Source organism: Carboxylicivirga mesophila, from assembly GCF_018271975.1.
In the GTDB taxonomy this organism is placed as follows: Bacteria; Bacteroidota; Bacteroidia; order Bacteroidales; family Marinilabiliaceae; genus Carboxylicivirga; species Carboxylicivirga mesophila.
Window position 1 is genome coordinate 40,093 of sequence record NZ_JAGUCN010000006.1, and the last position, 18,223, is coordinate 58,315.

Below are 18,223 nucleotides of genomic sequence, written 5' to 3' on the forward strand. Positions count from 1 at the left end.
TGTGTCATGCGTAAGTACCTTAATATTCATCCCGGCGATGAGCGTACATTCAAACAGCAAATATGCCAGGCTTCACGTAACGAGGGGGCGGCTGTTATTTTAGATGGTAATGGTTTTCATTCTCCTGCCTGCGTAAAAAGTGATATTAATTATGATTTTGTGGCTGGCTTGCAAAGTGTTGGCGACTGCACTAACGATATTCATCAGTTAAAGCTATTTCATGATCAGTATCAAGACTGGATTTTAGGTTTTATAGCCTATGATGTAAAGAACCTGCTGGAGGAACTATCGTCTGATAATCCCGATCGCATTGAGATGCCTGATATGTTCTTCTTCAGGCCACGTTACCTATTTTTAAATGATGGTACTAGTTGGCAGGTGGGCTATCTTGAAGAGTATGATGATGAGGCCTCTGTGAAAGACTATATCAGTGAATTTGAAAGTATTTGTTTAACCGAGGAGCCGCTGGGGGATATCAAGTTGAACCATCAGGTATCGCATGCCGAATACCTGGAGGCCATTGAAAAAGTATTATGGCATATTCAGCGTGGCGATATATATGAGCTTAACTACTGCATGGAGTTCTTTATTCAGGATGTTGATTTGATGCCTCAATGTGTGTATGAGCGATTGAAATCTATATCTCCAACACCTTTTTCATCGTTCGTTAAGTACCATGATAAGTTTTTGATGGGCGCCTCACCCGAGCGCTACCTTAAAAAAGAAGGTGCGCGTATTGTTTCTCAACCGATAAAAGGTACATCTCCCCGCGATAGTAATCCTTTTATTGATAGGGCCAACAAACGCTATCTTATTAACTCGGAAAAGGAGCAGGCTGAAAACATCATGATTACTGATTTGGTGCGTAATGATTTGTCAAGGGTGGCCAGGCGGGGCTCAGTAAAAGTAGATGAGTTGTGCGGTATCTACTCTTTTAAGCAGGTGCACCAGATGATTTCAACTATCTCAGCAGAACTGGAAGGAGCTTATAACTGGCTGGATGCCATAAAGGCAACTTTTCCGATGGGTTCAATGACTGGCGCACCAAAGGTTAGTGCTATGCAGCTGATTGAGAAATACGAAAGTAGTAAACGAGGCTTGTATAGTGGTGCTATTGGTTATGTTACGCCGGAAGGCGATTTTGATTTCAATGTGGTCATTCGTAGTTTATTGTATAACCGCAAGAAGCAATGTGCCTCTTTTATGGTAGGTGGCGCCATTACCAATCAGTCTGAACCTCAAAAGGAGTACGAAGAGTGTTTGCTGAAAGCATCTGCCATAATGAAAGTGTTTAACATTGAGCAATAGAAGTTGATATGTATGCAATAACACCTCAGACGATACAAAATGTTTTAGCAGAAAAGTGTCAGGTAACCGAAGCTGATAAGCTGTTAGTGGCTGTTAGTGGCGGAGCTGATTCAATGGCTTTGTTGCATTTATTGCAGCAAGCAGGGTACCAGCTGGCTGCTGCCCATTGTAATTTTCAGTTACGGGGCGATGCTTCGGATAGTGATGAGCAGCTGGTGACTGACTATTGTAATGCGCATGCAATACAGCTTAATAAAACCACCTTTGATACTCGAAAGTATGCTGCTGATAATAAGTTTTCGATTGAAATGGCAGCACGTGAACTGCGCTATAACTGGTTTCAGGAAATTGTCAATAATGAAGGGTATAATGCCATTGTGACTGGTCATCATGGTAATGATTCCATCGAAACGTTTTTTCTTAACCTGGTACGAGGAACCGGCGTAAAAGGACTGACGGGGATTAGCTTCCGTAATAATAATATTGTTCGGCCTTTGTTGCCTTTCACCAGGGAGCAAATAGAACGCTATTGTGAGAAAAATAATCTGGATTGGTGTCATGACGCTTCCAACGATGATTGCCGTTTCATCCGCAATAAGCTGCGCCACGAGCTGATACCGGTGCTGGAGTCTATCAATCCTGCTTTTTTTGATACCATGCAAATGAATATGGCGCATTTACAGGATACCGAATTGATGCTGGAGGAGGAGGTTGAACGTTTTCGAACCAATGAGGTCGTCGATGAAGAGGGTACGGTCATTATCCCCATCTCGAAGTTAAAGTTGTACCCTTATTATGCCTCTTTGCTATTTGAGTTGCTGCGACCATATGGCTTTAATTCATCGGTCGTTAAGGAGGTGCTTGAGCATCTGGAAGGCTTATCAGGCAAGCAGTTTTTTAGTGATTCATATCGTTTGATTAAAGATCGCCATAATCTGCTGGTGTTGCCCATCGAAGAAATAGGGGTGCAGCACTTTTGGGTGGAGGAAGGGCTAAATATTGGCGAGCAGCCCATGAAGATTCAGGTGTACGATAAACCGGCAGATTTTTCATTTTCACGAAAGCCAGAGCTGATTCATTTAGATGCAGATCTGGTTGATTTACCTTTGCTTGTGCGTAAATGGAAGCAAGGTGATGCGTTTATGCCATTGGGGATGAAGAATTTTAAGAAGCTGAGCGATTTTTTTATCGATGAAAAATATAGCCTGAAAGATAAAGAAGATGCCTGGCTGATGTTAAGCGGCGAAAGTATTGTATGGGTACTTGGCAAACGCATTGATGAACGTTATAAAGTGATGAAACGTACCAAACGTATACTGGAGATTCAGTTGCAATAAAAAGGCCCTAAGAATATCTCTTAAGGCCTTTATTGTTTATTATAGTTCCTTCTTTATTACAGGATAACTATTCAGTAGTTGTTCCAACTCAATCACTACTTCTTGTTTCTTTTCTTTAAAAAGCTCAGTGTAGTAATTAACTCCTTCCATTATGTTTTTACGGAAGGCTGTCAGTTGCTTCATTTCTTTGGCATCTTCCGGTTGGCTTAGAAATTCATCCATGCGCTTTTTGAAAATATCCAGATACATACCCAGCTCTTTTAAAAACATGTGTGGTCGCGGACGCTTATCCAATAAATCCTGTCGGCCATATATGTGGTCAACCATTTCGGTTAAACTGGATTCTTTCGAGAAATATGCCAGGTTTGGTCCCGGACAAACCGTTACCTTATCGGTTGGCCCAACAGGAATATTTTTTGATTCCAATAGAGATACGCCTAAACCAACACATAGACACTCTTTTTCAATAATGTCGGCATAGGCTTTGTTGTGCGCTTCCTTAGGCAGGTTCAATGCATCCAGCTCAGCCAGTTTTTTGCGTTGGTATTGCTTGGAGGCAGTACAGATAGGTTTCTCGGTATATTCAGTATTGTACTTCAGGAATTGCTTGGTACAAGGCATTCCATGCTCACCTTTTTGCGCATTAGCCAATCGTTGCTCACTCATTGAGGCCCATTTAACACTGTTGAACGGAACGCCTAATGGAGACAGACCACTGAAATATAAATCTTTCTCCTTAGCATCTTTAAGAAGCTGCAGGGTAGCAGTGTCAATACTCACTGCTTCAGGTACCAGCATAAAAGGTGTACCCCAGCCAACGCCATCCATTTTGTAGTGCTCCATTAACAAACGGTGCTCCTCATTGGTGCCTACTCCACCCTGGGCAGTCACTTTTATTTCTGGAGTTTGTGCAGGTGTGTTGAGTTCCTTCTTGGCCAGGGCCGACTCGTAAACGCCTCTACAGGTTTCAATCAGCTTGTCCCTGTTTTTGCGGAATTCATCCAGTATGGGGCCAAATAAAACACCGTTGGTAGGGAAGGCATGTCCGCCACAATTGACCCCGCTCTCAATACGGTATTCAGATACCCACAGACCTTTGGCTGCAAGCATTTTTCCTTGTACCAGCGCCGATCTGAAATCACTAACTTTCAGAATAATCTTCTTCTTGAGTTCACCATTTACATCAGGGAAGAAGTCTTTAAACTTCTCGATGTAGCTGTACAGCCGTGGGCTCATACCTGCCGAAAGAACCAGTGAAGAACTTAAGTTACTGTTGGCAAAACCTCTTAGCGCTGCGTGGGCATCGTTGAACTCAATCGGCAATGCCTCGCCATCCTTGTAGTTGACTTTATCCAGTTTGGTCATGATGTTGACATCAATTTCACCAACATGCAAGTGGTTCTGAATCCAGTTGTTTACTTCTTCCTTTATCTGGCGGCTTTTGTCACTCAGCTTAAATTTTTCTTTTATAGAGCTTAAATCGGGCAACATATTGAAATATTTTTCCAATTCACTGCCTTTATCAAGCGCCGATTTCTTTAAATCAGTCACTTTAGCCGTCACAATCTCATCTACCATGTTAAGGTAAGAAGTAATGCGCTTAGCTCTGAAATCATCTACTTTTTCCGAAATAGCTTTAAATGGCATGTCAAACTTCTCGCAATAGAACTCGCGTAATTGCTCCATAAGTTTGTCGTCAACCAATGAAATAACGGACGAAATGCCGTACGGCGCCACCTTAATAGGCGTATCCAGAGTGTATCCAAGTCCGAGTACCGGAATATGGAAAGTGTGTTTGTTCAAAAAGTCCATTGAAAATTATGGTTTATTAGATGCCCGAAGATACATCAATATTGGGTACAAAAAAAACGACCTGCAGGTCGTTTCTTATTCAATTTCAATATTTTAGAATATTTGTTTGTTTTGTTCAAACAGACTGTCCTAATTTGTGTTTTATTAACTGCTGAATATCAGCGGTCAACTCTTCCACATCTTTACCTTTGGGCTCGATAGGAGCAAGGGCGGTGTAGCTTATTTTTTCGCCAAATTTTAAAGGAAACATACCGTTGTACATCATTCGACTATGGCCGTCTATTACAAATGGAATGATAATAGCATCTGGAGCTGCTCTTAAGAGGGTGTTAAGGCCAGCCGTCATAAACTTTTTCACACGACCTGTTTTGCTTCTGGTACCTTCAGGAAAGATGCAGGCAGCATAGTTATTTGCCTGAATCAATCGGCCCAGTTTGAAAATTTCTTTAACCGATTGAGAGCCGTTTTTACGATCTATTAAGGCTGATTTACCATGAATGAGGTTGTATGAGATGCTTGGCAAGTTTTTGCCCAGTTCAATTTTTGATATAAATTTAGGATAGTATTTTCTGAACCCATACACTACAGCCGGTATATCATATAAGCTTTGGTGATTGGAAACAATGATGACGGGGCGCCCCTCAGGTAGCTGCTCAAAACCCGAAAACTTGATCCGGCATCCCATAATATAAAGGCCTTTAACTAGAAAGAAATTGAGTGTATCCACTACTTTTCGTCGTGCATGGTCGCCAAGTAGCTTATGACCAATTACCTGGAAGGGGTGAAAGATAACTAATACCAGTCCAAAATAAAGGTGGAATATGGGGGTTAAAAGAAACCCTAAAACTTTTCTCATTGGTGTGCTTATTATTTATTAAGCCACAAAAAAACAAAAATACAACGATAATCGCCGCATATGTCGCTATTATCTATTGTTGTAAACCATTAAAATCTGTTATACGTCTGATAATTGGTTATATTTCGCAAATTTGACCTAAACTACTTGGTATGCATATAGAAGTTAACCAACATATTATCCTAAAGGAGATCAATCAGGCAGATGCACCTGTTATTTTTTCAGTTATTGACCAGCAACGGGACTATTTGGGTAAATGGCTGCCATTTGTTGCTGGTACAAAGGAACAGCGAAATACAGAAGAGTTTATAAAATCAATACTGACGCAGCCAGTAGGTGAGCGCGAACAAATCTTTACCATTTGGTTTGAGGACGAGTTTGCCGGTATTGTAGGTTTTAAAGATACGGATCGCTTAAACCGTAAATCAGAAATAGGTTATTGGTTATCAGAGGGATATCAAAAGAAAGGGATTGTAACCCTTTGTGTACAAATGCTGTGTGGTTATGCATTTAGTAGATTGGGATTAAATAGAGTGCAAATCAAGTGTGCTGTAGGTAATATTCCCAGTCAGAAGATTCCTGAACGGCTGGGCTTCGTTTTTGAAGGAGTAGAAAGAGCAGGTGAGCGATTCGGGGAAAACCAGTATTTTGACTTAAGAGTGTATAGTATGTTGAAAGACGACCTGTGTTAACTGGCTCTTGGTTACATTGTCTTTGAGGATGCACAGCCTGCGCTGCACATACAGAGAACTTACAACCGTCTGCACCAATCAGTAGGGTAAATTTTAATATTTGCGTAAGTGCTTTTCTATTGAAATCAGAATGATAAATTAGCACTTTTCGCCTTGTTAACATATATTAACAAACCATGGGGTGTACTGTTATTACTGCATTACGGAAGCTTTAGTAGTATATTTGTTTAATAAATATTAAAAATAAATAAACAAAAAATCATATCTACAGTTAGGTTGGTGTAAACACTTTAAACTTAGAGATATGAATAGATCGATGATTAAGAGTAACAGACTAGTGAGCCAATTTTTCCTGGTAGGATTTTTGGCCCTCGCCGTGATTTTTGCAGGATGTGAGAAAGATGCAAGCATAGCTCCTGAGAACGCGACTGAACAGCAACTGTATGATATCGAAACGACCCTTGAGATGATTACAGAGAACCCTGAATTTTTGCAGGAAGACGGTAACAGTGATTTAAAGCGCTGGAGAAAATTCCCAACTTTCAGAAATCTGACGTATGCTTTATTTAAAACTCGACTTTTCGGTACGGTTGTGCGTAATCAGCTAACCGTTTTTGCTCCAACAGATGAAGCATTTGAAAAGCTTTTTGATCAAATTGGCGTTAAAAGTATCAGGGAGGTACCTACCGAACAATTAAAAACTATACTTCTATACCATGTTGTTGCTGGTAAAGTTAAATCCACTCAGTTAAGTAATGGTTTTGTTCCCACATTAAATGGAGCGGCTATTGAGGTAAATCTTGATAATGGTGTCATGATTAACAATGCCGAAGTGCAATATGCAGACATACGAGCCCTGAATGGTATAATTCATATCATTGATGAGGTGTTACTTCCTCCTACTCAAAATCTTGTTGAGATTGCTCAGGCAAATGAAGCATTTTCAATTTTAGTGCAGGCAGTTATCAAGGCTGATTTAGCAGAAACCCTTGCAGCAGGTGGACCTTTTACTGTTTTTGCACCAACTAATGACGCATTTGTGGCTTTGTTAGATGAACTTGGTCCTGATGTAAATAGTCTAGATGATATTCCGGTTGATTTATTAACTCAGGTTTTATTGTACCACGTAGTTGATGGTAGGGTTTATTCAAGTGATTTGCCTGCTGGACCGGCGGATGTACCAACCTTGCAAGGCGAAACATTTGCTATTGATGTGACCATTCCTTCTATTACTGATGCCAATAGCAGGGAAGCCGGATTAGTAGGTACATTGCTAAATATTCAGGGAACAAATGGCGTCATTCATGTTATTGACCGTGTGATATTACCAACACTTCCATAGGTACCTTAAATCAATCAAACAAAAAAGGGGTAAACAGCTACAGTTTTACCCCTTTCCCTTATTGTAGTATATCGGTTTGTTGTGTGCCTATTGATACTTGCTTTCGCGCACTGCTTTAATGGTATCGTCTGAAAGGTATTCTTCAAAATCCATTAATTTATCGACAATACCATTAGGCGTTAGTTCGATAACACGTCCGCAAGTCGTTCTAATAAACTCATGGTCATGTGATGCCATCAGGATTTGCCCGGGGAATGTTTTCATATTGTTGTTAAACGCCTGTATAGATTCCAGATCCAAGTGGTTGGTTGGATGATCCAGGATTAACATGTTTGGCTCTTCCATCATCATACGTGCAATCATACAGCGCATTTTCTCTCCTCCGGACAGTACGGTGGCTTTCTTCTCAATATCATCGTTGGAGAATAACATCTTACCCAGGAAGCTACGCATATAATCTTCAGAGGTGTCTTTGGCAAATTGCGCCAGCCAGTCATACAGTTTTATGTCTTTTTGGAAATACTCTGTATTGTCCATTGGCAGGTAAGCACTGGTAATGGTTTGTCCCCATTCGTAAATGCCTGATTCAGCTTCTTTCTCGCCATTAATAATCTGGAAAAAGGCTGTTACTGCGCGGTTGTCTCGCGAAATGAAAACTACCTTCTCGTCTTTTTCGATGTTGAATGTCACATCTTTAAACATCACTTCGCCATCGATGGAGTAACTCAGGTTCTCCACCTTCAATATTTGATCACCAGCAGGGCGTGATGGCTGAAAAATGATGCCCGGATAACGACGTGTCGAAGGTTGAATTTCTGTAATATTGAGCTTATCCAGCATCTTTTTACGGCTGGTTGTTTGCTTGCTCTTAGCCACATTGGCACTAAAGCGTGAAATAAACTCCTGAAGCTCTTTCTTCTTTTCTTCAGCTTTTTTGTTTTGAGCAGCTAACTGGCGTGCAGCCAGCTGACTTGATTCGTACCAGAAACTGTAGTTACCAGAGAACATACGGATTTTGCCATAGTCAATATCAACAATGTCGGTACATACATTATCCAGAAAGTGACGGTCGTGAGAAACAACTATCACCGTATTTTCAAAGTTGGCCAGGTAATTCTCAAGCCACAATACTGTTTCTAAGTCCAGGTCGTTGGTAGGCTCATCGAGTAACAGGTTATCCGGGTTGCCAAATAGCGCTTGAGCCAGCAGAACACGTACCTTTTCTTTACCAGTTAGACTGCTCATTTGCTGATGATGCAGCGCCTCTTTAATACCTAGGCCACTTAATAATTCAGCTGCATCACTTTCGGCATTCCAACCTCCCATTGCTGCAAAATCATCTTCCAGTTTGGCGGCCTTCATACCATCTTCCTCATTAAAATCGGGCTTCATGTATAGGGCATCCTTTTCCTGCATCAGGTCCCACATTTCCTTATGACCCATCATTACCGTGTTTAAAACGGTAAACTCATCATAAGCATAGTGATCCTGTTTTAAAACGGACAGACGCTCGCCTGGTTCCATTTTGATGTTACCACGTGTGGAATCTAATTCGCCCGAAAGAATACGCAGGAAAGTAGATTTACCGGCACCATTGGCACCAATCAAACCGTAGCAATTACCCGGTGTAAACTTTAGGTTAACATCTGAGAATAAAGGTTTTTTGCCAAACTGAATGGCTAAATCAGAAACTGTAATCATGTTGCAACTCGATTTTTTCAGGGCGCAAAAGTAGGAAGTTTTATTTGAATAGTGGCCTATTTAGTGTTAAAAAAGGTTGGAATGATGGATGTTGAGTTTCTTGGCTGTTGCTATTAATTATCTTGTTTTGAGTCAGTTTTGTATTCTCGAGGGGTTTTTTGATATTCCTTCTTAAAGCACTTGGAAAAATATTTTGGATCGTTAAAGCCTACACGAAAAGCAATCTCAGCAATGGTAAAATTGTATTTTTCAAGGAGAGAAGCCGCTTTTTGCAACCTGAAAGAGCGAAGGAAGTCAACCAGTGTTTTACCAGTCAGGGTTTGGAATTTGCGATAAGTATTAGAGTAGCTCATGTTTAGCTTCGAAGCCAACTCTTCTAATCTGAAGTCAGGATCTTCAAAGTTGTTTTCCAATTCGCGTAAAATTGATTCTAGAAATACTTCGTCAGGAGAGTCTACCTCTATTTCTTTGCTATTAGTGAGAATATCAGTACGGTATTTTTCAATTAAGTTTTCTTGTGAGCTAAGTATGTTATTAACTTTTAATAGCAGTTCCTTTACAATAAACGGCTTGTTAATGTACTCGATGGCGCCAAATTTAAGGCCTTCTAATTTGGAACTGACGGCATGTTTTGTAGTTAATAATATGATAGGAATGTGGCGTGTGTTTTTTTCCTGTTTGAGTGTTTTGCAGAGCGTTATTCCATCCATTAAGGGCATCATTACATCGCTGATTATGAGGTCTGGAGTAAATTTGCCAATGGAGTTAATGGCTTCCTTGCCGTTTTGAACGCTACATACGTTATAGTCTGGCCGAAAGCTGTCTTCAAGAAACATCAGCATTTCGTAGTTGTCCTCAACCAACATTATATTTTTTTTGTTTTTGTCATTTGTTGGTTGTTCTGCTCTTTGGTTGTCAGATGTTTCAATTTTAGTCTGTACAATGTTCTTGTTTTCAACCTGAACAGGCACTATTTCTTTACTGCTAAAATGTTGGTTGCCTAAAGGAAGATAGATAGTTACACTGGTTCCTTTGTTAACTTGTGAACGTACACTAATTTCTCCTTTGTGCAGAGCAACTAGTTCGTTGCAAAGTGCTAATCCGATGCCGGTTCCCCCAATCCTTTCTCCATCTGGCGATTGGTAAAACAGGTCAAATATTTTTTGTAAGTCTTTTTGAGGAATACCAATGCCAGTATCGGATACTGTTATTACTGCTGCATTTAGAGAAGTATCTTCGGATATCGTCAATGTAATATCACCTTCAGGTTGTGTGAATTTAAAGGCATTGGTTAGTAAATTATAAACGACGTGTTCGATTTTATCCTTATCATACCACACCCATATTTTCTGGTTAGAAACACCTTCTGTGTTAAAATTGATTCTTTTATATTGAGCTTGTTCTTTAAAAGAAAGAGCAATATTATCAATTTCCTGAGCCAGGTTATTTCTGCTGGCTTTAATCTTTAGTTTACCAACTTCCTTATTTCTAATGGTTGCCAGTTCATATGCAATCTTGGATAAACGTTTGGCATTATTCCTGATTATTTTTAAACGCTGACTTAATAGCAGGTTACCTTCTGCGCGCTCTATCATATTTTCGAGAGGTGACAAAATCAAGGTCAGTGGCGTTTGAATTTCATGTGACATTTTAGCGAAGAAATTCATTTTCATTGCATATACTTCTTTGTTTTTTTCATTTTGCCACTCTTCCATCATTAGTTTTCTTTTTAACCTGGTCCACAAAAGAGAGTAACGTATGATAACATAGCCGATGACGACTGCCAGTATAATGTAAAGAGTAATTGCCCACCATCGAAAACCTATTGGTGTCAGAATTTTAATCGTTAACGACTGAGGAGCAATATCCCATTCATTTCTTGTGCTTCCCGCCTTAACTTCAAAAGTATATTCGCCGGGCGGAATATTAGTATAGGTTGCAGTGCGTTGGTTGTCATTAGCCATCCAATTATTATCAAATCCTTTTAGTCTGTAGGCATAATAGTAGTCAGGTTCAAGGTAGTCGTCAATCACCGAAAACTGTATGGTGAAAGAATTATGGTTGGGCTTTAGTGTTATAGATTCCAAGTGTTCTATGCCTTCAGTCAATTGATTAGGTATGAGCTGTTGAGCATCGCGGTTAATAATGGTTAGGTGATTGATGTAGAGATGGTGTTTTGTTCGCTGTGTTTTCATAAGCGAGGGATCAAAAAAGTTAACACCATCAACGCCACCAAAGTATAGAATTTTATTCTTGTCATTATAAACACTGCCTGTAAGGTAGCCTCCCTTTAGCGTGCCATTTTTTTGAGTGTACTTATAATATTCTTTATTGGCCAAATCAATGTGCGCTATGCCATCTGTTCTTGATGTCCATATATTGTCTTTATCAGTCATTGTGATGCTAAGCACCTGGCTAAGCTTGTCATTAGTAAAACCCTCGATTAGAACGACTTTTTTACTGGCAATATTAAATTTAATAAGTTCTGAATTTGAATTAATGAGATATAGGTTACCAAGCTTATCGGCAACGCCATTATATACACTGTTTTCTACTGAGGTATTACTAATAGAAATGTTATGGTTTATGAATGTGGATTTGTTGAGGTCCTCTGCTTCAATAAACTGGGCAATGCCACCGCCAAACATGCCAATCCATATGTTAGAATTTTCATCTTCCATAAAAACCTCTGCGATATCACCTATAAGACCGTTTTTATTTTTTGGAAAGTAGGCTAGTTGTTTAGCGTCTTTAGAAAAAATAAAAATACCGGTGTTACTGCCAGCCCATATTCTTTCCTGTTTGTCGATGTAAAGAGACCGGATGTCTGTAGATGGCTGGTCTGTGTAATTAGAAGTCGGCACGTGTGAGAAAAAGCCTGTTTTGTCGTCGTAGATTGCTAATCCATTCAGGTATGTTCCAATCCAGATATTACCTTGTTTATCCTCTTGCATTGCCTGAATATAATTTCCAGGAAGACCATTTGCAGTTTTAGTGCCAGCTAAATATTGCCTTTGCGGAACACCATTTTCATCAATAATAGTTATTCCTTCACCATCTGTTCCAAGCCACAGCTTATTGCTCCGTGTTTTTAATACAGATAAAATTCTGCTGGGGGAGCCTGAGATACTGCCACTATGATAGCCTATTGTTGAAGATTCGGCAGGAAGAATATTTATGTTCCCGTAATTTGTAAAGACCCAAATGTCATCGTTCTTCGATTGACTGATCCCAATTACGGTGTTGCTTTGAAGAGAGAATTGATTAGCTTTCGAATGGTTATATACCTTTAGGTTATGAGTTTGAGGGTCTATTCGGTATAAACCGCCGCCATCGGTGCCAGCCCAAATAATGCCCTGTCTGTCATTAAAAATGGTAATAATCATGTTACTGGGAACGAAGCGGGAAGCGTTTGATTTGTTATTTAACTGTTTGAATGTTGAAGATTTGGTATCATAGAAGTATAGACCAAATAGTTCTGTTCCAATCCATAAGTTCCCATTTATATCGGTAGTAAGCATAACATTGTTGTACTGATTGCTTCGAGGGAGCTTTAGCTCAACGAACTCTTTGGTGCTTAGGTTGCCATTAAATACACGGCCTTTATTGGTGCTAAACCAAATTGTATTGTTGTCAGCTTTTGAAACTGATATTATTGATTCATTTGGAGTGAGTATATCGAAGGTGATTTTTGAAGAATCTTTAAGGTTTAATCCAAGCACAGCGCCTCTATTAGTGCCAACCCATAAACGCTTTTCGGTCATCTGCATGCAGGTCAGCTCACTTTTATCCTTTAAATGAAGATAACCTAATTTGCGCTGTTCAAAATGCTCTGAATTAAGTAGTTTCGAGATTTTTCCATTTTTTGAAACAAACCAAATTTGTCCCTTACTATCTTTTGTTATACCTAGTATTGAGGAAGTATAACCATCAAAACCAAATATCTGGTTATTGCTGTAGTGTTTATAGTCATATCCATCAAAGCGAAGTATGCCCATTTTTGATTCCATCCATAAGTAACCCAAAGAATCTTCCACTACATTGGTAATGATGGTTTGCTTCCGACCTACCTCAGCCGTTAGATGAATAAAGTTTGCTAATTCCGATGCATTACTGTTGGTAGTATTATTCAGAGAAATAAATACGATGATAATGTTTAGGATAGTTTTTAAGACTTTCTGTTGCATCATGTGTCAGCAGTGTTTCGGGTTGACAAATCTCAAGCAAATATATAGGAAAATATTAGTTGGAAATAAATCCCTGAATACAGAAAGGAATCAGACCCTGGTTTTAAAAGTTTTTCCATTTTTGCGAAATATGGGTATTCATAACTAATGCATAGATTAGCATTGCGGTAAGTTAGAGTTTCGTGTTAGTTTGCAAAATTAGTCGCCATATACGTGCGATTGTGTCTTTGAAATGTGATTCTTTTATTTTTATATTTGGGTCGAATTTATTCATAATCGGCAGTTGGGTTATAATAGTAGCGATTTTATATTACACGAGCTAAAAAGTGGTCAGGAAAGAGCTTTTGACTACATCTTCAGAAAGCACTATAAAGGACTTTGTGCGCAAGCCATGCTGTACCTGAAAGATTTGGATACGGCTCAAGGTCTGGTGCAAAATTGCTTTATTAAATTCTGGGAAAAACGCAGTGAAGTAACCGAGATACAAAACATTCCCGCCTATCTTTCCTTCATGGTTAGAAATCAGTGTATCGATTATTTGCGAAAAGAGAAAGTGATTGCAAAAGCTCATAATGAGCATGAATCAGGTAAATCCCAGGCTGAAAATTCAACCGAGAATTTGGTGATGCTTCGTGAATTTGAAGAGGAGTTGGTGATTGCTCTGTCTAATTTGCCCGAACGCTGCCGAATGGCTTTCGAATACAGCCGTTTTGAAGACTTAACTTATCCCGAAATTGCTAAAAAAATGAATGTTTCTGTAAAAGCGGTTGAAGCCTTGCTGAGTAGGGCTTTAAAGTCGTTGAGGTCAGAGCTTAAAGAGTATTTTCCTTTGTTGCTTTTACTGTTGGATGTCATCCGATAATTTCTTCTCATTAACTTTTTTTATAGTTCTTTAAAAATTTATTATGACTTCAATGCATTGTGAGACAATGTGTTGTGTGATTTTCTTTCTTGAATTTTAATTTATTTTAACATCGCATGTAGGGTGTCCTTCTTTTGGTTTCGTCAGAGTTGTAAATGAAACGAACTGAAAGTTTACATCTGTATTAATGTTAATCTAAAAATTAAATTTTATGAAAAAAAGAAGAATTAGTGAAGGTAAATGTCCAAAGATTCCGAAGCGGAATTTTATGGGGATTTATTTTTTCGCCATGGCCTTAATGGTTTTTTCATTAACGAGTTGTGATAGTGATGATGAAGGAGGTAGCTTACCGGTTACAACAACTGTAAGTGTTACAGATATAAAGGATGTTAGCGCTGTGGTTAACGGAGCCGTTACTTCTGATGGCGGTTCTAACATTTTAGCTATCGGTGTTTGTTGGATACAAGGAGAAGGCGAGCCTACCATTGATGATAATTATATTCCAGTGGGTGAGTATACTAAAGATGGGATTTTAGAAGAAGATTGGGATTACTCAATAGATTTTGAGGATTTATCTTCAAAAACTGATTATAGCGTTCGATCATATGTGGCTAATGCCGCAGGTGTTTCTTATGGCGAAACAATAACATTTACCAGTAAAGCAGGAAAAACCTTCCATACTTTGACTGCTGATATGATTGAAACACATGTTCAGGAACCATATGAAGGACCAAAAGAAGGTCTTGTGGATGGTGATCCGGCTACTTTCTGGCACTCAGCATGGTCAATTGCTGGTGTAACTTTGCCTGCACATATTCAAATCAATTTCTCTGAAGAAAAAAGCATTGGTGGATTTAATTTTATGACTCGCTTTGGAGGAGCTAATGGTAATGATGCCGATCAGTTTGACCTGCAAACCAGTGCTGATGGCGTGAATTTTACAACCGTTTGGGAGTCTGCAGAAGTTATTAACGCGTTAGTGCAACCAGAAGTAAACGTGATTGCTTTTGACAAGAATTATACATCCAAGTACTTCCGAATCCGGATTTTGAATACGCGAAGTCGTGTCGGAACCTCTACGCACATGGCTGAATTGCAGGTGTTCGAAGATGGTTTACTGCCTTACTAATAGCTAACAAGATTAAACGATAAATAATGAAGTATATAAATTCAATAATATTAAAAGGTCGAATTAAGGTTTTAAACCTTTTGATCGTTATACTGCTGGCATCGTTTTATGCCAATGCGCAGACGCTTGAAGTGAGTGGAAAGGTTACAGATGCTGCCACACAGGAGGCGCTACCTGGAGTTTCCATTGCAATTGTAGGAACAACAACAGGTACAATCACTGATTTTGATGGAAATTATAGTCTTGAGATAAGTGATAAGGAAGCTATTTTGGCATTTTCATTTATTGGTTACGAAACACAAGAAATACCTGTTGCAGGCCAATCTATGATTAATGTAGCTCTAAATCCTGATACAGAGAGTCTGGATGAAGTTATGGTGGTAGCATACGGTACCATCAAGAAATCTAACTTGACTGGTTCGGCTGTTGCAATTGACAACAAGGAGCTTAGGGATGTTTTTACACCAAGTGTATCATCCATGCTACAAGGTAAGGTGGCCGGTGTTTATGCTTCTTCTACAAGCGGTAGACCTGGGGCCACTACAGATATTACGATTCGTGGTAAAGGATCTCTATCAGGACCTACAGCACCACTTTGGGTAGTAGATGGTATAATCTATGGTAATTTTGATCCAGGAATCAGTCCGAATGATGTAGAGAGTATTACTGTACTTAAGGATGCATCTGCAACATCGCTATACGGTTCTTTAGGTGCCAATGGGGTCATCTTAGTACAGACTAGAACAGGTGATGGCGTATCAAGAATTAGTGTGAATGCGTCGCGTGGATACTCTAAATTCAACATGGGGAACTTCTCCCTGATGAATTCACAGGAACTGTATGACTATCAAAAGACCTGGAATCCTAATATTACTGAAGATGTTTTAGGAACAGACACAGACTGGCTTGAAAATGGCACACAAACAGGTGTTGCTCAGGAGTATAATGTTAGTTATTCAGGTGGTAGTGAGAAAATTAGCACCTATCTGTCTGGAACCTATTATGGGGAAACGGGTACCATAAAGGGATTTGAATATGACCGCTATTCAGCACTAGGTAACGTGAATATTAATGCGACTGATAAACTGTCCATCAGATTAAACCTTTCAGGTGATTACAGTACAACGTATAACCAGGAGCACTCGCTTTATAACATGTTTACCTACATGCCATGGGATGAGCCATATCTTCCAGATGGTTCTGTATTGGATCCACGAACTGAAGCAGGAGAAGACTATCTGCTGGAGAATGGTAAGGTTTGGTATGGTCGTGACAATAACAACTACCTATACGATTTGCAATACAACTACGGTACTTCACGTGGTAACAATTTTCGTATTAATGTTGGGGGAGATTATAAGATTAACGATTGGTTGACATTCTCCTCAATGAATAATATTACGCTTACCTTTGGTCAGAGCGATTATTATACGGACCCTCGTTCATTCGCAGGAATGGCCAATAACGGTAGTTATTCTGAATCTCATAGTTTTACTCAACGACGCTTTACCAACCAGTTACTTCGTCTCCAAAGAGATTTTGGACTTCATTCGGTAAATACTTTTGTTGCTTGGGAGTATAGTGATTATTATACAGAGAATACGTCAGCTGCTGGTAAAGGCGTTGGTGGTGGTTTGCAGGTGCTTAATACCACAGCAGAAGCATTAAGTGTTGGTGGTTATAAAGGTGAAAGTGCCAAACAAAACCTGATGGCGAATATTCAATATGCCTATGATAACAAATATCTGGCTACAGCTTCATTTAGTCGTCAAGGCTCAAGTAGCTTCGGCCCTAACAATAAATATGGTAACTTCTGGTCTGCCAGTTTAGGATGGAATGCTCACCACGAATACTTTATTCAGGATATTGAGTGGTTAAATGTACTGAAGCTTTCGGCGAGTATGGGGCAAATTGGTAATGCACCAAGTGGATTCCAGTATCTTGGTTATTATGCTTTTGTTGACCAGTATAACGGTAAGGGTGCTGCCACGCCATATCAGAAAGGAAATCCGGATATTAGCTGGGAAAAAGTAACTACTTATAACACGGCCATTAACGCACGTTTATTCAACCGCGTTGGATTAAACCTGGATCTGTATTATAAGAATAGTGACGGTCTGTTGACATATGTGCCACTGCCTGCAATGACTGGATATAACGGTGTTTGGATGAACGTAGGACAGGTTAGTAACAGAGGATACGAATTAAGTATTTCACCTGAAATAATTAAAGGAAATCGCTTCTCATGGGATATGACCATTAACCTGGCGTACAATAAAAACCGAGTTGAAGAATTATATGATGATCAGGCAGTGAATCGTGGCAATACCCGGTTTGAAGTTGGATATGATATGGATTCATATTATCAGCGCGTATGGTATGGCGTGAATCCTAACAATGGTGATCCGCTGTGGGAGAAAGTTGAAGAACAAGTGGATGAAGAAGGGAATGTGATTGGTGAAACAGTGAGTCTGACTTCAGATTATGCAGATGCAACACTTCAGTTCACAGGAACTAAAGGTACGCCTAGCTATATTGGTGGTATTTTAAACTCTTTCACGTTTGATAACTTTACTTTGACGGCCAATATATCTTTCGTCAGTGATGTGTATAAATATAACAGCAACCGCGAGTTATTCGATAGTGATGGTTCTTATGTTGGATTCAATAACATGAACCTGATGGATGGCTGGAGCCGTTGGGAAAAACCAGGTGATATTGCTACTCACCCAAGACCATTTGATGGCGGTGTAAATGCGAATAAAGTGTCATCGCGTTATCTTGAAGATGCCAGTTTCATTCGTTTACGTAATGTGAACCTGTCGTACACAATTCCGGAAACTTTGGCGGAACGTTTAAAAATTAAAAATGCCTCGGTATATGTCAGTGCTGATAACCTGATTACCATTACCGATTGGTCGGGAATGGATCCTGAATCAGGCGCTCTGTATCCCTTATCGAAAAAGGTACTGTTTGGCGTAAAAGTAGATTTTTAAC

The 18,223-nt window shown here is 39.5% G+C and carries 11 protein-coding genes; 7 read left to right on the forward strand and 4 right to left on the reverse strand.

What is annotated here, in order from left to right; all coding sequences use genetic code 11:
* Window positions 1-6 precede the first annotated feature (6 nt).
* Window positions 7-1,308, forward strand: coding sequence for an anthranilate synthase component I family protein (locus KEM09_RS06830; protein WP_212227064.1), 1,302 nt, complete (start codon window positions 7-9; stop codon window positions 1,306-1,308).
* A gap of 8 nt (window positions 1,309-1,316) precedes the next feature.
* Complete coding sequence (gene tilS, locus KEM09_RS06835; protein WP_212227066.1) at window positions 1,317-2,645, forward strand: tRNA lysidine(34) synthetase TilS; 1,329 nt, start codon at window positions 1,317-1,319, stop codon at window positions 2,643-2,645.
* Window positions 2,646-2,684: 39 nt separating this feature from the next.
* On the opposite strand, the gene KEM09_RS06840 is transcribed toward tilS, so the two are convergent.
* Both KEM09_RS06840 and KEM09_RS06845 read right to left on the reverse strand, forming a co-directional pair.
* Window positions 2,685-4,457: a hypothetical protein gene (locus KEM09_RS06840; RefSeq protein ID WP_212227068.1), complete on the reverse strand. Its 1,773-nt coding sequence runs from the start codon at window positions 4,455-4,457 to the stop codon at window positions 2,685-2,687.
* Between the two features lie 115 nt (window positions 4,458-4,572).
* Window positions 4,573-5,313, reverse strand: a complete 741-nt coding sequence (locus KEM09_RS06845; protein WP_212227070.1) for a lysophospholipid acyltransferase family protein — start codon at window positions 5,311-5,313, stop codon at window positions 4,573-4,575.
* Between the two features lie 152 nt (window positions 5,314-5,465).
* Between KEM09_RS06845 and KEM09_RS06850 the strand changes: the two genes are divergently transcribed.
* Window positions 5,466-6,005: a GNAT family N-acetyltransferase gene (locus tag KEM09_RS06850; protein ID WP_212227071.1), complete on the forward strand. Its 540-nt coding sequence runs from the start codon at window positions 5,466-5,468 to the stop codon at window positions 6,003-6,005.
* Between the two features lie 304 nt (window positions 6,006-6,309).
* A complete protein-coding gene (locus KEM09_RS06855) occupies window positions 6,310-7,347 on the forward strand; it encodes a fasciclin domain-containing protein (protein WP_212227073.1) in 1,038 nt (345 codons plus the stop codon).
* An 87-nt stretch (window positions 7,348-7,434) separates the two neighbouring features.
* Here the strand turns inward: KEM09_RS06855 and KEM09_RS06860 are convergent, their stop codons facing one another.
* Together KEM09_RS06860 and KEM09_RS06865 are read right to left on the reverse strand one after the other, a co-directional pair.
* Window positions 7,435-9,048, reverse strand: a complete 1,614-nt coding sequence (locus tag KEM09_RS06860; RefSeq protein WP_212227075.1) for an ABC-F family ATP-binding cassette domain-containing protein — start codon at window positions 9,046-9,048, stop codon at window positions 7,435-7,437.
* A gap of 113 nt (window positions 9,049-9,161) precedes the next feature.
* A complete protein-coding gene (locus KEM09_RS06865) occupies window positions 9,162-13,238 on the reverse strand; it encodes a hybrid sensor histidine kinase/response regulator transcription factor (RefSeq protein WP_212227076.1) in 4,077 nt (1,358 codons plus the stop codon).
* 280 nt (window positions 13,239-13,518) lie between these two features.
* On the opposite strand from KEM09_RS06865, the gene KEM09_RS06870 reads away from it, so the two are divergent.
* From KEM09_RS06870 to KEM09_RS06880, 3 genes are all read left to right on the forward strand, one after another.
* Window positions 13,519-14,097, forward strand: coding sequence for an RNA polymerase sigma factor (locus tag KEM09_RS06870; RefSeq protein WP_212227078.1), 579 nt, complete (start codon window positions 13,519-13,521; stop codon window positions 14,095-14,097).
* Window positions 14,098-14,308: 211 nt separating this feature from the next.
* On the forward strand, window positions 14,309-15,226 hold the full coding sequence (locus KEM09_RS06875) for a discoidin domain-containing protein (protein WP_212227080.1): 918 nt from the start codon (window positions 14,309-14,311) through the stop codon (window positions 15,224-15,226).
* A 26-nt stretch (window positions 15,227-15,252) separates the two neighbouring features.
* Complete coding sequence (locus KEM09_RS06880; RefSeq protein ID WP_212227081.1) at window positions 15,253-18,222, forward strand: SusC/RagA family TonB-linked outer membrane protein; 2,970 nt, start codon at window positions 15,253-15,255, stop codon at window positions 18,220-18,222.
* Window position 18,223: the final 1 nt, after the last annotated feature.